This window comes from Streptomyces sp. NPDC091272 (genome assembly GCF_044757485.1).
Lineage (GTDB): Bacteria > Actinomycetota > Actinomycetes > Streptomycetales > Streptomycetaceae > Streptomyces.
The window spans coordinates 42,236-58,618 of record NZ_JBIVVC010000004.1; the positions used below are offsets into that span (position 1 = coordinate 42,236).

General features: G+C 72.0%; 21 protein-coding genes. 17 read left to right on the forward strand and 4 right to left on the reverse strand.

Annotation, left to right across the window (positions count from 1 at the left end; all coding sequences use genetic code 11):
• Window positions 1–75: 75 nt before the first annotated feature.
• Genes ACIQM4_RS13240 through ACIQM4_RS13260 form a run of 5 tightly spaced genes read left to right on the forward strand, consistent with a single transcriptional unit; the run spans window position 76 to window position 4,007 of the window.
• Complete coding sequence (locus ACIQM4_RS13240) at window positions 76–504, forward strand: GntR family transcriptional regulator (protein WP_401591386.1); 429 nt, start codon at window positions 76–78, stop codon at window positions 502–504.
• A complete protein-coding gene (locus tag ACIQM4_RS13245; RefSeq protein WP_401590285.1) occupies window positions 501–1,421 on the forward strand; it encodes an ABC transporter ATP-binding protein in 921 nt (306 codons plus the stop codon). Before ACIQM4_RS13240 ends, ACIQM4_RS13245 begins: the two co-directional genes overlap by 4 nt.
• Complete coding sequence (locus tag ACIQM4_RS13250) at window positions 1,418–2,368, forward strand: ABC transporter permease (protein WP_401590288.1); 951 nt, start codon at window positions 1,418–1,420, stop codon at window positions 2,366–2,368. Before ACIQM4_RS13245 ends, ACIQM4_RS13250 begins: the two co-directional genes overlap by 4 nt.
• Window positions 2,365–3,072, forward strand: a complete 708-nt coding sequence (locus ACIQM4_RS13255; RefSeq protein ID WP_401590291.1) for a hypothetical protein — start codon at window positions 2,365–2,367, stop codon at window positions 3,070–3,072. The genes ACIQM4_RS13250 and ACIQM4_RS13255 overlap by 4 nt, the downstream gene beginning before the upstream one ends.
• Entirely contained in the window at window positions 3,069–4,007 is a 939-nt protein-coding gene (locus ACIQM4_RS13260; protein WP_401590294.1) for an ABC transporter permease, read from the forward strand. Before ACIQM4_RS13255 ends, ACIQM4_RS13260 begins: the two co-directional genes overlap by 4 nt.
• A 30-nt stretch (window positions 4,008–4,037) precedes the next feature.
• Here ACIQM4_RS13260 and ACIQM4_RS13265 read toward each other — a convergent pair whose 3' ends face one another.
• Entirely contained in the window at window positions 4,038–5,060 is a 1,023-nt protein-coding gene (locus tag ACIQM4_RS13265; protein ID WP_401590297.1) for a LacI family DNA-binding transcriptional regulator, read from the reverse strand.
• A gap of 60 nt (window positions 5,061–5,120) precedes the next feature.
• The gene (locus ACIQM4_RS13270; protein ID WP_401590300.1) at window positions 5,121–5,912 is read right to left on the reverse strand and encodes a winged-helix domain-containing protein; all 792 of its coding nucleotides are present in this window, start codon (window positions 5,910–5,912) and stop codon (window positions 5,121–5,123) included.
• A 645-nt stretch (window positions 5,913–6,557) separates the two neighbouring features.
• Between ACIQM4_RS13270 and ACIQM4_RS13275 the strand changes: the two genes are divergently transcribed.
• The 7 genes from ACIQM4_RS13275 to ACIQM4_RS13305 all read left to right on the forward strand — a co-directional run bounded on the left by ACIQM4_RS13275 (window position 6,558) and on the right by ACIQM4_RS13305 (window position 11,185).
• The gene (locus ACIQM4_RS13275; protein ID WP_401590302.1) at window positions 6,558–6,812 is read left to right on the forward strand and encodes a MoaD/ThiS family protein; all 255 of its coding nucleotides are present in this window, start codon (window positions 6,558–6,560) and stop codon (window positions 6,810–6,812) included.
• A 9-nt stretch (window positions 6,813–6,821) separates the two neighbouring features.
• Window positions 6,822–8,213 carry a hypothetical protein gene (locus ACIQM4_RS13280; protein ID WP_401590305.1) on the forward strand — a complete coding sequence of 464 codons (1,392 nt, stop codon included), beginning with the start codon at window positions 6,822–6,824 and terminating at the stop codon, window positions 8,211–8,213.
• A 97-nt stretch (window positions 8,214–8,310) separates the two neighbouring features.
• On the forward strand, window positions 8,311–9,006 hold the full coding sequence (locus ACIQM4_RS13285; RefSeq protein WP_401590308.1) for a DUF2993 domain-containing protein: 696 nt from the start codon (window positions 8,311–8,313) through the stop codon (window positions 9,004–9,006).
• Between the two features lie 226 nt (window positions 9,007–9,232).
• On the forward strand, window positions 9,233–9,319 hold the full coding sequence (locus ACIQM4_RS13290; RefSeq protein WP_401591388.1) for a putative leader peptide: 87 nt from the start codon (window positions 9,233–9,235) through the stop codon (window positions 9,317–9,319).
• Window positions 9,320–9,547: 228 nt separating this feature from the next.
• Window positions 9,548–10,393 carry a sulfurtransferase gene (locus tag ACIQM4_RS13295; RefSeq protein WP_401590311.1) on the forward strand — a complete coding sequence of 282 codons (846 nt, stop codon included), beginning with the start codon at window positions 9,548–9,550 and terminating at the stop codon, window positions 10,391–10,393.
• 31 nt (window positions 10,394–10,424) lie between these two features.
• Window positions 10,425–10,712, forward strand: coding sequence for a DUF1416 domain-containing protein (locus ACIQM4_RS13300; protein ID WP_401590313.1), 288 nt, complete (start codon window positions 10,425–10,427; stop codon window positions 10,710–10,712).
• Between the two features lie 170 nt (window positions 10,713–10,882).
• Window positions 10,883–11,185, forward strand: coding sequence for a DUF3099 domain-containing protein (locus ACIQM4_RS13305; RefSeq protein ID WP_401590316.1), 303 nt, complete (start codon window positions 10,883–10,885; stop codon window positions 11,183–11,185).
• Here the strand turns inward: ACIQM4_RS13305 and ACIQM4_RS13310 are convergent.
• Window positions 11,179–11,541 (reverse strand): DsrE family protein, encoded by a 363-nt coding sequence (locus tag ACIQM4_RS13310; protein ID WP_401590319.1) that lies wholly within the window; start codon window positions 11,539–11,541, stop codon window positions 11,179–11,181. The genes ACIQM4_RS13305 and ACIQM4_RS13310 overlap by 7 nt on opposite strands.
• Before the next feature lie 354 nt (window positions 11,542–11,895).
• Between ACIQM4_RS13310 and ACIQM4_RS13315 the strand changes: the two genes are divergently transcribed.
• The 3 genes from ACIQM4_RS13315 (at window position 11,896) to ACIQM4_RS13325 (ending at window position 14,031) form a co-directional block, all read left to right on the forward strand.
• Window positions 11,896–12,468, forward strand: coding sequence for an FABP family protein (locus ACIQM4_RS13315; RefSeq protein WP_401590322.1), 573 nt, complete (start codon window positions 11,896–11,898; stop codon window positions 12,466–12,468).
• Between the two features lie 100 nt (window positions 12,469–12,568).
• Window positions 12,569–13,033, forward strand: a complete 465-nt coding sequence (locus tag ACIQM4_RS13320; protein ID WP_401590324.1) for a Fur family transcriptional regulator — start codon at window positions 12,569–12,571, stop codon at window positions 13,031–13,033.
• 32 nt (window positions 13,034–13,065) lie between these two features.
• The gene (locus ACIQM4_RS13325; RefSeq protein WP_401590326.1) at window positions 13,066–14,031 is read left to right on the forward strand and encodes a YgfZ/GcvT domain-containing protein; all 966 of its coding nucleotides are present in this window, start codon (window positions 13,066–13,068) and stop codon (window positions 14,029–14,031) included.
• A 119-nt stretch (window positions 14,032–14,150) separates the two neighbouring features.
• On the opposite strand, the gene dtd is transcribed toward ACIQM4_RS13325, so the two are convergent.
• Complete coding sequence (dtd, locus tag ACIQM4_RS13330; RefSeq protein WP_401590329.1) at window positions 14,151–14,576, reverse strand: D-aminoacyl-tRNA deacylase; 426 nt, start codon at window positions 14,574–14,576, stop codon at window positions 14,151–14,153.
• A 139-nt stretch (window positions 14,577–14,715) separates the two neighbouring features.
• Here dtd and ACIQM4_RS13335 point away from each other — a divergent pair, with 139 nt between their 5' ends.
• Both ACIQM4_RS13335 and ACIQM4_RS13340 read left to right on the forward strand, forming a co-directional pair.
• Window positions 14,716–15,330 (forward strand): ABC transporter substrate-binding protein, encoded by a 615-nt coding sequence (locus tag ACIQM4_RS13335; RefSeq protein WP_401590332.1) that lies wholly within the window; start codon window positions 14,716–14,718, stop codon window positions 15,328–15,330.
• A gap of 67 nt (window positions 15,331–15,397) precedes the next feature.
• A complete protein-coding gene (locus ACIQM4_RS13340) occupies window positions 15,398–16,363 on the forward strand; it encodes an asparaginase (protein ID WP_401590334.1) in 966 nt (321 codons plus the stop codon).
• The last annotated feature ends 20 nt before the right edge of the window (window positions 16,364–16,383 follow it).

A 16,383-nucleotide genomic window follows, 5' to 3' on the forward strand; every position in this document is an offset into this window, starting at 1 on the left:
GGGCCGGTGTGGTTGACACCGGCCCTTTTCTGGATCACCCTTTCACTACTTGATTAGTGAAAGGGGGCTGGTGTGATGGTCGAGTACCGCATCGACCGGCGCAGTGGCGTCTCCACCTACCTCCAGATCGTGCAGCAGACCAAGCACGCGCTGAGGCTCGGACTGCTGCGCCCGGGGGATCAACTGCCCACCGCCCGTGCGGTGGTGGAGGCCACCGCGATCAACCCGAACACCGTCCTCAAGGCGTACCGGGAGCTGGAGCGGGAGGGCCTGGTGGAGGGCAGGCGGGGGATGGGGACCTTCGTGACCCGGACCTTGGGGGCCGCGCAGCCCGCCGACTCACCACTGCGCGACGAACTGCGGGAGTGGGGCAAGCGCGCCCGCGCCTCCGGGATGGACCGGGAGGACGCCACCGCGCTCATCACCTCCGTACTGGACGACATCTACCGCACCGCGGGCGAGAACGAGCAGCACCGCAACGCAAGCGAAGGGGAGCAGGCATGACCACTGCCGCGATCGAGGCCGTCGGCCTGGGCAAGAAGTACGGCCGGCTGGGGAAAGCGGCGGTGCGGGACTGCTCGTTCCGGGTTCCGCAGGGGCGGATCTGCGCGCTCGTCGGGCCCAACGGGGCCGGTAAGTCGACGCTGTTGGGGCAGCTCGCCGGGCTGGTCAGGCCGAGTGAGGGCGAGGTCAAGGTGATGGGGAAGGCGCCGGGTGACGCCCGGGAGCACATCGCCTTCCTCGCCCAGGAGAAGCCGCTGTACCCGCAGTTCACCATCGGCGAGACCCTGCGCATGGGGCACGAGCTGAACCCGGGACGCTGGGACGCCGGGCGCGCGGCCCGGATCGTGGGGGAGGGGAACCTCGACCTCACCACCAAGGTCCGCGCGCTCTCCGGCGGCCAGCGCACCCGCGTCGCCCTCGCCCTCTGCCTCGGCAAGCAGCCCGACCTGCTGCTCCTCGACGAGCCGATGGCCGACCTGGACCCGCTCGCCCGCCACCAGCTGATGGGCAACCTCCTCGCCGAGGCCGGCGAGAGCGGCACCACCGTGGTCATCTCGTCCCACATCCTGGCCGAACTCGAAGGCGCCTGCGACTACTTGCTGCTGATGGAGAACGGCCGGGTGCGGCTCGGCGGTGAGACGGACGAGTTGCTGTCCGCGCACGCGCTGCTGTCGGGCCCGGTCGCCGAGATCGACGCCGGTACGACCGTGATCGAGTCGCGGGTGACCGGACGTCAGATGACCGCGTTGGTGAGGCGGGACGGCCCGGTCGGAGGTGCCTGGGAGGTCGACGAGCCGACGCTTGAGGAGCTGCTGCTGGCCCATATGCGCTCACCCGACGCCCCCTCGCTGCTCACCCCGAGCGCCGAGCCGCGCACCCTCACGCCCGTCCGCACCACCACGGGAGCCGCCGCATGAGCGCCCTGGCCGTCCTGCCCCCGCTGCGCGGCCCGCACTGGGTCGCCGCCCGTCAGCACCGCACCACCGCGAGGGCGTTCGCGCTGGTGGTGCTGGTGTCCGCACTGCTGGTGACCGGCCTGCTGGTCGCACTGGGCACCGACCCGGAGGGCTCCCTCGCGCAGGGCGCAGACTCCGGCATCTCCGTCCTGCTGAACAGCGCCATCACCCCGCTGGCGCTGCTGCCCGCCCTGGTGGGCGCGTTCGTCGCGGGCCCGCTGGTGGCCCGCGAGCTGGAGAGCGGAACGTACACCTGGCTGTGGACCCAGTCCTTCTCCCCGGCCCGCTGGCTGACCGCCAGGCTGAGCCTCGTGGCGGCGGTGGCGCTGAGCGGCTCGACCGTCCTGGTGCTGGCGTTCCGTACGGCCAGGAACAGCCTGGAGCGCGGCGCCATGATCTTCAGCTGGCACGACAGCGCGTACGAGATGCTCGGCCCGGTCGCCGTCGCACAGTGCGCCCTGGGCATCGGCGTCGGCACGCTCGTGGGACTGCTGGTGCGCAGGACCGTACCGGCGATGGTGGTGACGGGGCTGGTGGTCATCGTGGTCCAGTCGTCCTTCGTGCTCGGGCTGCGGGAGCTGCTGTGGCCGGTGCGGACCCTCGTGGGCAAGGCGCCGATCGAGTCGGCGAACACCGTCGGCATGTGGAACTTCGCGGAGGGGATGCTCACCGCGGACGGCACCCGCGTCCTCAGCGACACCTGCTGGGGCCCCGAGGGCGTCGGCATGACGTTCGAGCAGTGCATGGCGGCCAAGGGCGGCGTGACGTACTTCGTGGACGTCCACCCGCCGTCCCACTTCTGGCCGACGCAGCTCGTCGAGACCGGCATCCTGCTGGCCCTCGCGGTCCTCGCGGTCGCGGTGGCCTACCGGGTGCTCGGCAGGCGGCACGCGGGCGGCACGGCGTGAGAACGGCGGCCGGAGCGCCGGCGCGGCCCACCGTCGAACAGGGCGCACCGCACCGACTCGTCCCGTACCGGCACGTGCTGCACCAGCACCGGGCCGCGCTGCGGACCGCACTGGTCCTGGTGGGCGTCGCGGCGGCTTCGGCGGCCGGGTCGCTGCTGTGGTCGGCGCCCGGCCGGGCCGACCGGGGGTGGGGCTTCGCCTTCGCCGAGGCGGTGCGTCTGGCGCTGCCGCTGCTCGGCGGGGCGCTGGTGGCCGGCCCGATGGTCGCCGACGAGCTGGCCTCGGGCACGTACAAGACGGCCTGGACGCAGTCGGTGACCCCGGCCCGCTGGCTGCTCGCGAAGACCGCTGTGGCCGCAGGGGTGCTGCTCGCCCTGCTGGTTCCGCTGTCCGTGCTGCTGTGGCGGGTACGGGTGGCGGGGGCGGGGGCCGATGAGCCGGTCGTCGCCGTGTCGTCGCTCGCCCACGCCCTGTTCACCGTCGCCTCGGGAGCGCTCGCCGGACTGCTGGTGCGGCGGGCGGTCCCGGCGATGGGGCTCACGCTCGTGGTCGCGGTGTGCGCGCTGCTGGGCGGCGGCGTGTGGCCGAGCAGCACGTGGCACGACCAGCTCTACCGCACCTTGTTCCTGCTGGCGGGTGCCGCGGTCGCCGCCGGCGTCGCCTTCCTGCTTCTTCGTCGCGTGCCCCAGGGGGTTGGCTCATGAGTGGATCGACGAGTGTGCTGCGGTTGCCGGGGCCCGACCGGCTGGTGCTGCGGCAGAGCCGGTGGGCCGGGTGGGCGGCAGGAGGCCTGGTCGTGTCGGCCGTCGTGGGGACGGCAGTGCTGCGCGGGGTGGCGGGTTCGGACCCGTACTCGCCGGTGCGGGGGACCCTGCGGGCGCTCAACGAGGACGTCGCGTACGCCGCGCTGCTGCTGCCGGTCCTGATCGGTGCCTTCGTGGCGGGGCCGATGCTGGCCCGGGAGCTGGAGTCGGGAACGTACCGGCTGGCCTGGACGCAGGGCATGTCGCCGACCCGCTGGCTGGCCTCGAAGCTCGCGGTGGCGGCGGTGGGTTCGGCCGCGGTGGCTGCCGTGCTGATGGGGGCGTTCCGGCTGGGGCAGGGCGCGTTCGGTCCCCCCGGCGCCTTCCTGCACTGGCACCAGGCGCACGCCTACGCGGCGCTCGGCGTCACCGGTGTCGCGTACGCGCTCCTCGGGGTGGCCTTCGGCGCGCTCACCGCGTTGCTGGTGCGGCGCACCGTGCTCGCGATGGTGGTGGCCGGGGCGGTGACCGGCGCGCTGATGATGGCCATGGGGTCGCTGCGGGCCCACCTGTGGCCGACGACGACGGTGACGCGTCAGGGAGAGCCGGGCTCGGTGGTGGAGACCGACGGCTCCCGGTGGGACGTCGACTTCGGGATGCTCACCGGCTCGGGGCAGCGGCTGAGCTGGGAGAGCTGCTGGGCGGGGGTGCGGGAGGGGGCGTACCCGGACTCCCAGGCGTGCATGACGGCCCGGGGCGCGGTGTCGCACTTCTCGGACGTGCACACGCGGTCGCACTTCTGGCCGCTCCAGCTGGTGGAGACGGGGATCGTGCTGGCGCTGGTGGCCGGGGCGGTGTGGCTGGCGTTCCGGGCGCTGCGCAGGCTGCACGGGTAGCGGGCGGCCGGGCTGCGACGGGCTGAGGCGCTACCCGCAGCCGCACGACCTGCGCACGATCAGCGCTGACGGGAACTGCTTGACGCGTTCGCGGCGGGAGCCCACCACGCGCAGGCCGTCGTCCAGGACCAGGTCGACGGCCGCGCGTGCCATCGCGGGCCGGTCGGAGGAGACGGTGGTCAGTGGCGGGTCCGTCAGGGCCGCCTCCTTGACGTCGTCGAAGCCGGCGACCGCCAGCTCGCCGGGTACGTCGATACGCAACTCACGCGCCGCCCGCAGCACCCCGATCGCCTGGTCGTCCGTCGAGCAGAAGACGGCCGGCGGGCGGTTCGGGCCCGCCAGGAGCTCCAGGGCCACCTCGTACGCCGCGTACCTGTCGTAGGGCGCCTGGACGAGCCGGCCCTCGGTCGACCGCCCCGACTCCCGCATCGCGCGCCGCCAGCCCTCGATGTGGTCCGCCACCGGGTCGCCGACCGAAGGGGTGGACTCCATGCCGCCGAAGCACACCACGTACTCGTGGCCGTGTTCGAGGAGGTGCCGGGTGGCGAGCTGGGCGCCGCCCACGTCGTCCGTGACGACCGCGACGTCGTCGATCGCCTCGGGCCGCTCGTGCAGCAGCACCACCCGCGCGTCCCACGCGTCGATCTCCGCGGCGGCGCTCTCGCTCATGCCCTGGCTGACCAGGATGAGACCGGAGACCCGCATGCCGAGGAAGGCACGCAGGTAGTGGATCTCGCGTTCGTTGCGGTAGTCGGAGTTGCCGACCAGCACCATCTTTCCGCGCTCGGCGGCGGCCTGTTCGACCGCGTGCGTCATCTCCGCGAAGAACGGCTGCCTGGCGTCCGGCACGATCATGCCTATGAGGTCGGTGCGCCGGGACGCCATCGCCTGCGCGACCCGGTCGGGCCGGTAGCCCAGCTCCTTGATCGCGGCGAGGACACGCTCGCGCGTGGCCGGGGCGACCGGCCGGGGTCCGTTGTTGATGACGTAACTGACGACCGCGGTCGAAGTCCCCGCCAGTCGTGCCACATCGTCCCGCGTCACCTTGGCCACGCGCGGCAGTCTACGCGGATGGAGTCGGTGACAGGCCGGTCGTCCCATGCCCCGTGCGGATCACTCCGGTACGGGTGACTCCGCCGACCGGGCCACGGAGGCGGACGCCCGCGCCCGCGCCTTCTCCGCATCCCGCCCGGCGACCTTCTCCTGCCCCGGCTTCGGCTCCGCCTTCTCGGGCTTCTCCGGTACGACGAAGCGGTAGCCGACGTTGCGGACGGTCCCGATCAGCGACTCGTTCTCCACGCCGAGCTTGGCGCGCAGCCGCCTGACGTGCACGTCCACCGTCCGCGTACCGCCGAAGTAGTCGTAGCCCCAGACCTCCTGGAGGAGCTGCGCCCGGGTGAAGACCCGGCCGGGGTGCTGCGCCAGGTACTTGAGCAGCTCGAACTCCTTGAAGGTCAGGTCAAGCACCCGGCCCTTGAGCTTCGCGCTGTAGGTCGCCTCGTCGACGACGAGGTCGCCGTTGCGGATCTCGCTGGGGATGTCGTCGACGGCCAGGTGCTGGCGGCCCGTCGCGAGCCGCAGCCGCGCCTCGACCTCGGCGGGCCCCGCGGTGTCCAGGAGCACGTCGTCGATGCCCCAGTCCGCGGTCACGGCGGCCAGGCCGCCCTCGGTCACCACGAGTATCAGCGGACAGCCGGGCCCGGTGGAGCGCAGCAACTGGCACAGCGACCGCACCTGCGGAAGGTCGCGCCTGCCGTCGATCAGGATGGTGTCGGCACCCGGGGTGTCGACGAGTGCGGGGCCTTCGGCGGGGGCCACCCGCACGCTGTGCAGCAGCAGGCCGAGCGCGGGGAGCACCTCCGTCGACGGCTGGAGTGCATTGGTGAGGAGCAGCAGAGAGCTCATCGCGCCCCACCTGCCCACGATTTCATTTCCGGTTCGTGCACGGTTCGCTCGCCCATAACGTCGGTTCCTCCTCGGTCCCTGCGAGGACGTTTACGGCACTGCTGCGTGTATACGGTTGTTTCTGCGGTTCTAGGCGGTCCGCCCCCGCGCCCAGGGGTCCGACGTGCCCTTTTCCTGCTCTCTTGCCCTGTTCTTTCCGAGCTTTTTAGGTCGCCCGGAAAGCACAAAAGGACCCGGGGGCAACGATGCCCGAGTCCTCTGCCGAGCAGAATAGCCCAACTGGCGCCCGCCCTCCCTGTTCGCTTGATCACTCCGACGGTCCGGCGCGGCACGCTGCGTACCCACCACGAGGGCTGTCGGAGCGGTCCGGCCACCGGCCGGGCGGTTCCGTGGCGCCGCGGCACGGGGCACTGTTCGGATCTTCGTGCGAAGTGGTGCAGCGGGGGCGCACAGAAGCGCACGCGGGCGCGGAGGACGGGAATCGAGCGGGCAGCCGGGTACGCGCAGGACGCGGCGGGCGGGCCACCGCTCGGGCGCATTGCGGTGCGGGGAGGGGCGCGATCGCGGGAGGGCGGGCCCGGATGGCCCATCATGGACAGCTGACGGGCCCGAGGGCTGTGGGAGTTGCGCGAGAGGAGTGCCGCTGTGGCAGCGGGAACCATCCGCTATTGGGCGGCGGCCAAGGCCGCCGCAGGAACCGGCGAGGAGCCGTACGCGGCCGAAACACTCGCCGAGGCACTGGACGCGGTGCGCGCACAGCACCCGGGAGAGCTGGTGCGGGTGCTCCAGCGGTGCTCGTTCCTGATCGACGGCGACCCCGTCGGGACACGTGACCACGGGACGGTACGGCTGGCCGACGGCGGCACGGTCGAGGTCCTCCCGCCGTTCGCAGGAGGGTGACCGGAGACCATGAGCAACGGCAACGATCAGCAGTGCCCGCCGTCGTACGGCCAGGACCGGTACGGGCACGACCAGTACGGGCAGCCCTTGTACGGGGACCAGGGCGCGTACGGCGAGCAGGCGCAGCAGGCGCAGCAGGCCTCCTACGGTGACCAGCCGTACCAGGAGCCGCAGCAGTACCCGGGAGTGCCCGCGGCGCAGGACCCGTACTCGACCCAGACCTGGCAGGGCCAGACCTGGGACACCCAGTACCAGCCGGTGCAGCAGGCCCAGCAGGCTCAGGACCAGCAGTTCCAGGCACAGCAGGCTCAGCCGTTCCAGGCCCCGGCTCCCGCTGCCGCCGACACGGCGTACCTGCCGCAGCAGAGCGGCCAGTACGGTCTGAACAGTCAGAACGGCCCAACGGGTCAGACCGGTCCCACCGGCTCGCTCCCGTTGCCGCCCGAGGTTCCCGTACGGCAGGACCCGGCGCAGGCCCCGGCCGTGGAGCCGTCCTACGGCGGGGCGACCGGTGGCGGTGCGCTCGCCGGCGCCGGGGTCGGTCCGCAGGACGCCGTGCAGGCCCCGGCCGCCCGGGTCGCCGACCCGTACGACCTGCCTTCGGCGCCCGCCTACAGCTCCCCGGCGACCCGCGGCAACCCCCGGGTCACCGACGCCCAGCGCGCCCGTGCCGAAGGGCGCTCGCCGGTGATAGAGCCGGGGATGCGGCCCGCCCTGCTGACCGCCGTGCTCGCGGCGCTGCTCGCGGGGGCGGCGGCCGTCGGACCGTTCGCGCTGGTGGTGCCGGTGGTGCTGTTGCAGGCGGTGACGGCGGCGGGCTGGTTCCGGCTCAACGGGATGTGGCCGGCCAGGCAGGGCATCGCGCTCGCGTTCCTCGGCGGTCTGGTCGCGGACGTCGCGATCCTCGCCGTCGACGACGTACAGGCACCGGCCGCGATCCTGGGCACGCTCGGCGTGTGGGTCCTGCTGACCGTCGTGCTGCACCTGCGCAACCGGATGCCGGCCGACGAGCGGATGTACGCGCTGACGGCGGGGGTCACCACGGCCGCGCTGACGGTCGTCGCCGCCGGGCACCTGGCGGCGGACCCCAAAGCCATGACGGTCGGCGGGCTCGCCGTCGCCGTGGCCGTCGTCGCCCGCGCGCTGCCGCTGCCCACGGCTGCCTCGGTCGGCGTCGCGCTGCTCGCGGCGGCGGGTGCGGGGGTCGCCGCGGGCGGGGCCACGGGCCTCGGCGCGGACGGCGCGCTGATCGGTCTGGGCGCGGGGGTGTGCGCGCTGGTCGGGCACCGGGTGGCGAGCTACGACTACCCGTCGAAGTTCGTGCACATGACGGCCGGCGTCGCTCTGCCGCTCGCCCTGGCCGCCCCCGCCGTCTACCTGCTGGGCCGCGCCTTCGTCTGAGGGCCGCCCAGTGCCCCGAGGAATGGTCTGGACCCCACCCGGTTAGGCTCACCGTCACTACGGGGGCCAACGATCGCGGGTGGGGGACACACCGGTAATGCGAGCACTTCGAATACTTCTCATCCTGGTGGTGATCTTCGGCGGCATCTTCGTCGCCGCGGACCGCCTCGCGGTCAACTACGCCGAGGGCGAGGTCGCGTCCAGGGTGCGCACCAGCCAGGGGCTCTCGGCCGAGCCGCAGATCGACATCAAGGGCTTTCCCTTCCTCACCCAGCTCCTCGGCAAGAAGCTCGACCAGGTCGACGTCACCATGGACGGGGTCGAGGCGAGCGCGGACGGCAAGAAGCTGACGGTCGGGCAGATGACTGCGGAACTGCACGACGTGGCCCTGGAGAACAACTTCTCCTCCGCGACCGCCGCCCGCGCCACCGGCACGGCCGTCATCTCGTACGACGACCTCACCCGCGCGGCGGGTGACGAGGACGTGAAGCTCGCCTACGGCGGCAACGGCAAGGTCAAGGTGACCGGCAGCGTCTCGGTGCTCGGCCGCGAGTTCACCCGCAGCGTCCTCTCCAGCGTCAGCCTCAAGAACAACGGGAAGTCGATCGCGGTCCGCGCCGACGAGGTGCCGGGCCAGGGCATCCCCGGCCTCGAAGGCATGATCCGCAAGAAGATCGACTTCGAGCGCCCGATCGGCGGACTGCCGAACGGCCTGGTGCTCCAGAAGATCACCCCGGTCGAGACCGGCATGGAGATCGGCGTCACGGGCACGGACGTGCACCTGGCCGGATAACCCGCCGGGCCCCCGGAGGACGGGGGTCTTCGGAACGGGCGGCTCCGGGTCGGGCCGGATGGCGAGACGGATGGGTCCACTGCGCAGGACGGAACGGCGCAGGGGCCGGGCGAGGGGCCGGGACGGCTGTCCCGGCCCCTCGTGCTGTCCCACTGGATGGACGATCTCGTCTCATTATTCGACACGCCGGTGACATGTGTGCCTGTACGTCCCTACGATCGGACCCATGCAGCAGCGACAGGCGGATCTCACGAAGCGGCGGGCAGTAGACCTGTGCCGCGTCGCCGCCATGCTCTGTCGCCGCACCGTCTGAGCGGGAACCGCTGGGCGAGACGCCCCGGACCCCGCTTTCCGCAGGGCGATCCGTGCTGCCCGCCCCCGCCGCCCGGCACCGCCGTTCGCACGGCCCGGCCGCCGTACCCGCGCGCATCCCGCATCGCACTCTGTACCGCCGCTCCACCGCACGCACCGCGGAGCACCACCCCGCGGCGCACCGCACCCGCACCGGTATCCCCCCGAAACTGCCCCGGAGGAGAAACACATGAGCCGCACCGACGTACTGGTCGACGCCGACTGGGTCGAGGCCCACCTGGACGACCCGAAGGTCGCGCTCGTCGAGGTCGACGAGGACACCTCCGCGTACGAGAAGAACCACATCCGGGGCGCGATCCGGATCGACTGGACCAAGGACCTCCAGGACCCGGTCCGCCGTGACTTCATCGACCAGGCCGGCTTCGAGAAGCTGCTCTCGGAGAAGGGCATCGGCAACGACACCACGGTCGTCCTCTACGGCGGCAACAACAACTGGTTCGCGTCGTACGCCTTCTGGTACTTCAAGCTCTACGGCCACGGTGACGTCCGCCTGCTCGACGGCGGCCGCAAGAAGTGGGAGCTGGACTCCCGCGACCTGGTCGACGGCGCGCAGGTCCCGCAGCGCGAGGCCACCTCGTACAAGGCCCAGCCGCAGGACGAGTCGATCCGCGCCTACCGCGACGACGTCGTGAAGGCCATCAACACCGAGAACCTGGTCGACGTCCGCTCGCCCGACGAGTTCTCCGGCAAGCTGCTCGCCCCCGCGCACCTCCCGCAGGAGCAGTCCCAGCGCCCCGGCCACGTCCCCTCGGCCCGCAACATCCCGTGGTCGAAGAACGCCAACGACGACGGCACCTTCAAGTCCGACGAGGAGCTCAAGGCCCTCTACGAGACCGAGCAGGTCGACCTGGCGAAGGACACCATCGCCTACTGCCGCATCGGTGAGCGCTCGGCCCTGACCTGGTTCGTGCTGCACGAGCTGCTCGGCGTCGAGAACGTCAAGAACTACGACGGCTCGTGGACCGAGTACGGCTCGCTGGTCGGCGTGCCGATCGAGCTCGGCGCCAACAAGTAACCCCACCCCTTCGGACTTCTGGAGTACGCACATGTGTGGAGCGAAGGCAGGCGGCCCGGACGCCTCGACCGTCAAGCCCGGTGAGACGACCATCCAGGGCAGCATCACCAAGGACGGCGAGCCGGTGACCGGCTACGTCCGCCTCCTCGACTCGACCGGCGAGTTCACGGCCGAGGTGCCCACCTCCGCCACCGGTCAGTTCCGCTTCTACGCGGCCGAGGGCACCTGGACGCTGCGCGCCCTGGTCCCCGGCGGCACGGCGGACCGCACGGTCGTCGCCCGCACGGGCGGCCTCGCGGAGGTCGCGATCGCCGTCTGATCCGTGGTGCCGTCCGATCCGTCGTACGGCACAGTGCCGGATCGGTCCGTACCGGACACCAGGACCGGCCGGAGGGCCGCACCCGCAGGGGGTTGGACGCTTACCTGTGACGAAGGGTGCGGCCCTTCGGCCCCGCCGCGCCCGGGCGCCTGCGGTCGTACGGTGGAGACATGTACGCGCGTCGCCGCCGCGGCTACTTCGTGATGATGGGGACCTGTCTGGTCCTCTTCGTCTCCGCGTGCGCGCTGGTGCGGCTGTGGTCCGTCCCGGTGGCGGTCGCGATGTGCGTGGTGGCCGCCGTCATCCCGCCCTTCGCGGCGATGATCGCCAACCGGAAGGGTCCGGACGACCGCTGGTGGGACGAGCCCGGGGGTGACGGGACGGGCCCCGCGGGCCCGCGGCACGGGACGACCGGCGACGCGGGCTCCGACGAGTGGTGGGACGAGCTGGACGGCCGCGAGAAGCGTCAGTAGACGAGGGCCTGCACGCCGTCGGCCATGATCTCGCTCACGAAGACCTGCGCCCCCGCGATCCGCACGCCCTCCAGCACGTCGGCCTCGCCGATGTCCCGCCGTACCGCGCACTGCGTGCACAGGGTGATCCGGCCGGCCGCCATGATCGACTCGATCAGGTCGGGCAGCGGCGCCGAGTGCGGCAGCTCGAACTCCGCCGCCCTTCCCGGCAGGGCGAACCACGCCGACTCCCCGGTCAGCCAGAGCGACACCTCCACCCCGCTGGCCACGGCCACCGCCGCCACGGTGAACGCCTGCGAGCACCGCTCGGGTGCGTCGGCACCTGCGGTCACCTTGATCACGAGCTTCTTCGCCATGCCGGGAAGCCTAGGGCCTCCCGAAAGTCCCGGGGCCAGGTGCGCGGCGGACCTGGGGTCAGGTGCGCGGCGGACCTGGGGTCAGGCGCGCGACGGACCTGGGGACAGGCGCGCGACGCACCTCACCGAGAGCGCCCGGCCCCGGCCGACTAAGCTGGGGCGCGGCCCGTGTCCCACCCTCGATCGTCCCAAGGAGCACCCCGTGCTTGAGGCAGTCTTCTCCGCCCTGCTGGTCCTGGTCTGCGTCGGCGTCCTCGCCTTCGCCGCTCTGACCGTGAAGAAGCTCTACCAGGGCCAGCGCTAGCCGACCCGGCAGCGAGCCGCCACCCCTCACACAGATCGCCTGAGCCACTCATGATCGAGATTCCGTCCGACCTCCACCCGGACCTCGTCCCCCTCGTCTTCCTCCTCGGGAAGTGGACGGGAGCGGGAGTCACCGACTTCCCCGGCGAGGAGAAGGCCAACTTCGGCCAGGAAGTCACCTTCAGCCACGACGGCCGCGACTTCCTGGAGTACGTGTCGCACTCCTGGATCCTCGACGCCGAGGGCAACAAGGTGAAGCCGCTGGAGACCGAGTCCGGCTTCTGGCGCATCGACAAGGACCGCAAGGTCGAGGTCGTCATGACGCGGGACACCGGCGTCGTCGAGATCTGGTACGGCGAGCTGGCCCAGCAGAAGCCGCAGATCGACCTGGTGACCGACGCCGTGGCGCGCACCGCCGCCTCCGGGCCGTACACGGGCGGCAAGCGTCTCTACGGGTACGTCAAGAGCGACCTCATGTGGGTCGGCGAGAAGGCCACCCCCGAGGTCGAGCTGCGCCCGTACATGTCGGCGCACCTGAAGAAGACGGTCACGCCCGAGGAGGTCGAGGCCATGGCCAAGAACCTCGGCGACCTGCCGGACGACGGGATCGCGTTCTTCCGCTGAGCACCACCTTGAGCTGAGCAGTTGGACCGAGCAGCACCGTGAACCCGACCAGCACCGTGCACACAGCCGGTTGCCCGCCGCGCTGCCTACACTGGGCGGCGTGGTGAGCACCGACTGGAAAAGTGACCTGCGCCGGCGCGGCTACCGGCTGACGCCGCAGCGGGAGTTCGTGCTGCAAGCGGTGGACGTGCTGGGGCACGCGACGCCGGACGACATCCTGGTGGAGGTCCGCAAAACCGCGTCCGGGATCAACATCTCCACCGTCTACCGGACCCTGGAGCTGCTGGAGGAGCTCGGCCTGGTGAGCCACGCGCACCTGGGGCACGGGGCGCCGACCTATCACCTCGCCGACCGGCACCACCACCTCCATCTGGTCTGCCGGGACTGCTCGAACGTCATCGAGGCGGACGTGGGCGTCGCCGGTGACTTCATCGCCAAGCTGCGGGGCGATTTCGGGTTCGAGACCGACATGAAGCACTTCGCCATCTTCGGCCGGTGCGCGGACTGCGTGGCGGGCAAGGGCGCCGGGGAAGGTGCCGGGGAGGACCCGGCCGCCGAGGCGTAGGCGCGTCACCGGCGAGTCGTACGCTGGGGAGCATGACGAGCCCCCTCCTTTCCCTGCCAGGCGCCGTTCCCGCCGAGGGGCGTGACGAAGGCGTCGCCGCGCACTACGGCGATCTGTTCCGTGAGCAGCGCGCGCTCGCCGACGGCTCCGGTTTCGTCGACCTCTCGCACCGCGGGGTCGTCGCTGTCACCGGCGCGGACCGGCTGAGCTGGCTGCACCTGCTGATCACGCAGCACGTCACCGAGCTGCCGGCCGGCCGGGCCACCGAGGCGCTGGTCCTGACCGCCAACGGGCACGTGGAGCACGCGCTCTACCTCGTCGACGACGGCGAGCGCACCTGGCTGCACGTCGAGCCCGGTACCCAGGCGGAGCTCATCGCCTACCTGGAGAGCATGAAGTTCTTCTACCGGGTGGAGGTCGAGGACCGCACCGAGGAGTTCGCGGTGGTCTGGCTGCCCGCCGGGTCGATCGCGCAGGTGCCCGACGGCGTCGTCGTACGGGAGACGGCGCACGGGCGGGACCTGTTCCTGCCGCGCAAGGAGCTGGAGGCGTTCGCCGTCTCGCACGGACCGGCCGTCGGGGTGCTCGCGTACGAGGCGCTGCGTGTCGAGGGGCACCGGCCGCGGCTCGGCTTCGAGACCGACCACCGTACGATCCCGCACGAGCTGGGGTGGATCGGCAGCGCGGTGCACCTGCAGAAGGGGTGCTACCGGGGGCAGGAGACGGTCGCCCGGGTGCAGAACCTGGGGAAGCCGCCGCGCCGGCTGGTCTTCCTGCACCTGGACGGGAGCGAGGTGCACCTGCCGCCGTCAGGAACGCCGGTGCGGCTGGCCGCGGACGGGCCCGAGGGACGGCAGATCGGCTTCGTGACCACGTCCGCGAGGCACCACGAGCTGGGCCCCATCGCGCTGGCGCTGGTGAAGCGGAACGTGGCCTTGGACGCCGAGCTGATGGCCGGGGACACGGCCGCGGCCCAGGAGGTCGTCGTCGAGCCGTAGCCGTAGCCGTAGCCGTAGCCGGGCGGTGGCCGGCCCGCGGGGAGCCGCGCGGACCGTCGGAGGGTGGGCGCCCGCCCTCCGACGGTCCGCCTCGGGCGCCCGCCCTCCGGCGCCCTGCCTCAGACCTCGATGACCACCGTGAACGGCCCGTGGTTCGTCAGGGAGACCCGCATGTCCGCGCCGAACCTGCCGGTCTGTACGGTCGCTCCCAGCGCCCGCAGCCGCGCCACCACCTCGTCGACGAGCGGTTCGGCGACGTCGCCGGGCGCCGCGGCGTTCCAGGTGGGGCGGCGGCCCTTGCGGGCGTCCCCGTACAGGGTGAATTGCGAGATGACGAGAAGGGGCGCGTTCACGTCGGAGCAGGACTTCTCCGCTTCCAGGATCCGTACCGACCACAGCTTGCGCGCGAGTTGCGCCGCCTTGTCCGGAGTGTCCTCGTGGGTCACTCCCACCAGGACACACAGGCCCTCGCCCACGATCTCGCCGACCGTCTCACCCTCGACGACGACGCTCGCGCCGTCCACCCTCTGCACCACAGCTCGCATGACGCCCATGATGCCTGCCCGTGGCGCCATTCTTTTCTGCAAGGGCCATACGGGTGCAGTGTGCCTGCGTCGGTACGCGAAGGAGTGGCACGATGCGGGTCAAGGCGGTGCGCCGCACCGTTCGAGGGGACGGAATTCCATGAGCACTTCTGGCACCGGGCAGCCGTCCGGTCCCGTACCGATGCGGCTGGCGGGCACAGCAGGAACCGTGGGGGCGGTCCGGGCACCCGCGCCACGTACCGAACAGGGCGGGCGTAGCCCCCTGCCCGCCGTCCCGCAACCCGACTTCGGCGCCCTTGGTCTGCCCGAGCTGCGGGCGCTGCGCCAGAGCGCGCAGCGCGACGAGGCCGATCTGAGTTACGTACGGCGGCTGCTGCACGGCCGGATCGACATCCTGCGGGCCGAGCTCGGCCGCCGCGGCGGGCCGCAGTCGCCCGTGGTGGAGCGGCTGTCGGAGATCCTCGCCGACACCCCGTCCACCCACCGCTCCTCCGCCCGGCACGTCACCCTGTCCACGCCGCGCAGCGAGGAGTACCGGCGGCTCGCCGCCGACATGCTCGCCGAGGTCGAGCTCTCCGACCTCGACGCCCGAACGGACCAGGAGCTGCACGCGGGAATGGGCCGCCTCGCCGGGTACGAGCAGCAGGTCTCCCGGCAGCGACAGCGCCTCCAGCGGACCGCCGACGATTGCAGTGCGGAGATCGCCCGCAGGTACCGTGAGGGCGAAGCACAAGTAGACGACCTGCTCCACTGAGCCCACCGCCGGCGATCCCGGGCGGCCGGTCCGGGGGCGGGTCCCCGTCCGGAAGGCCGCGCCGACGATGACTCCCACCGCCACCACCCCCGCCATACCCCCGGTTCTCGCCGAAGTCGTCCGATCCGGCTTCGTCGAGGGCCATCACAGGGGCTCGCTGGTGGTCCTGGCGGCCGACGGCAGTGTGGAGCACGCCCTCGGCGACGTCTCGGCCCCCGTCTTCCCGCGCTCCAGCAACAAGCCGATGCAGGCCGCCGCCGTGCTGCGGGCCGGGCTCGACCTCTCGGGGGAGCGGCTGGCCCTGGCCGCCGCGAGCCACTCGGGCGAGGGTTTCCAGCTGGACCTCGTTGCCAGGATGCTGAGCGAGTTCGATCTGACCGAGGACGACCTGCAGACCCCGCCCGACCTGCCGCTGGACCCCGTCGAGGCCGAGGCGTACCTCGCGGCGGGCAAGGTCCGCGCACGGATCACCATGAACTGCTCGGGAAAGCACGCCGCGATGATCGCCGCGTGCGCTCTCAACGGCTGGGACAAGGCGACCTACCTGGAGCAGGACCACCCGTTGCAGCGGCTGGTCCTCGAATGCGTGGAGCGGGCGAGCGGCGAGAAGGTCTCCGCGGTGGGTACGGACGGCTGCGGGGCGCCGCTGATGGCACTCAGCCTCACCGGCCTCGCCCGTGCCTTCCGGTACTTCGTGCTCGCCCCCGAGGGCACCCCGGAGCGCCGGGTGGCGGACGCGATGCGGGCGCATCCGGAGTACGTGGCGGGCACCCGGCGGCCGGACACCTGGCTGATGCGGGAGGTGCCCGGCGTGCTGTCGAAGATGGGCGCTGAGGCCGTGCAGGCGGTGGCACTGCCGGACGGCCGGGCCCTCGCCTTCAAGATCGACGACGGGGCCGGCCGGGCGCTCGGGCCGGTGCTGGCCAGGGCGCTGGAGCACTGGGGCGTACAGGGCGAGGTGGTCTCCAGGATGGCGGACGCACCACTGCTCGGTGGCCCGGTGCGGGTGGGCGAAATCCGGGCGACATTCTGAGCCGCTGATGCATAGCGTGG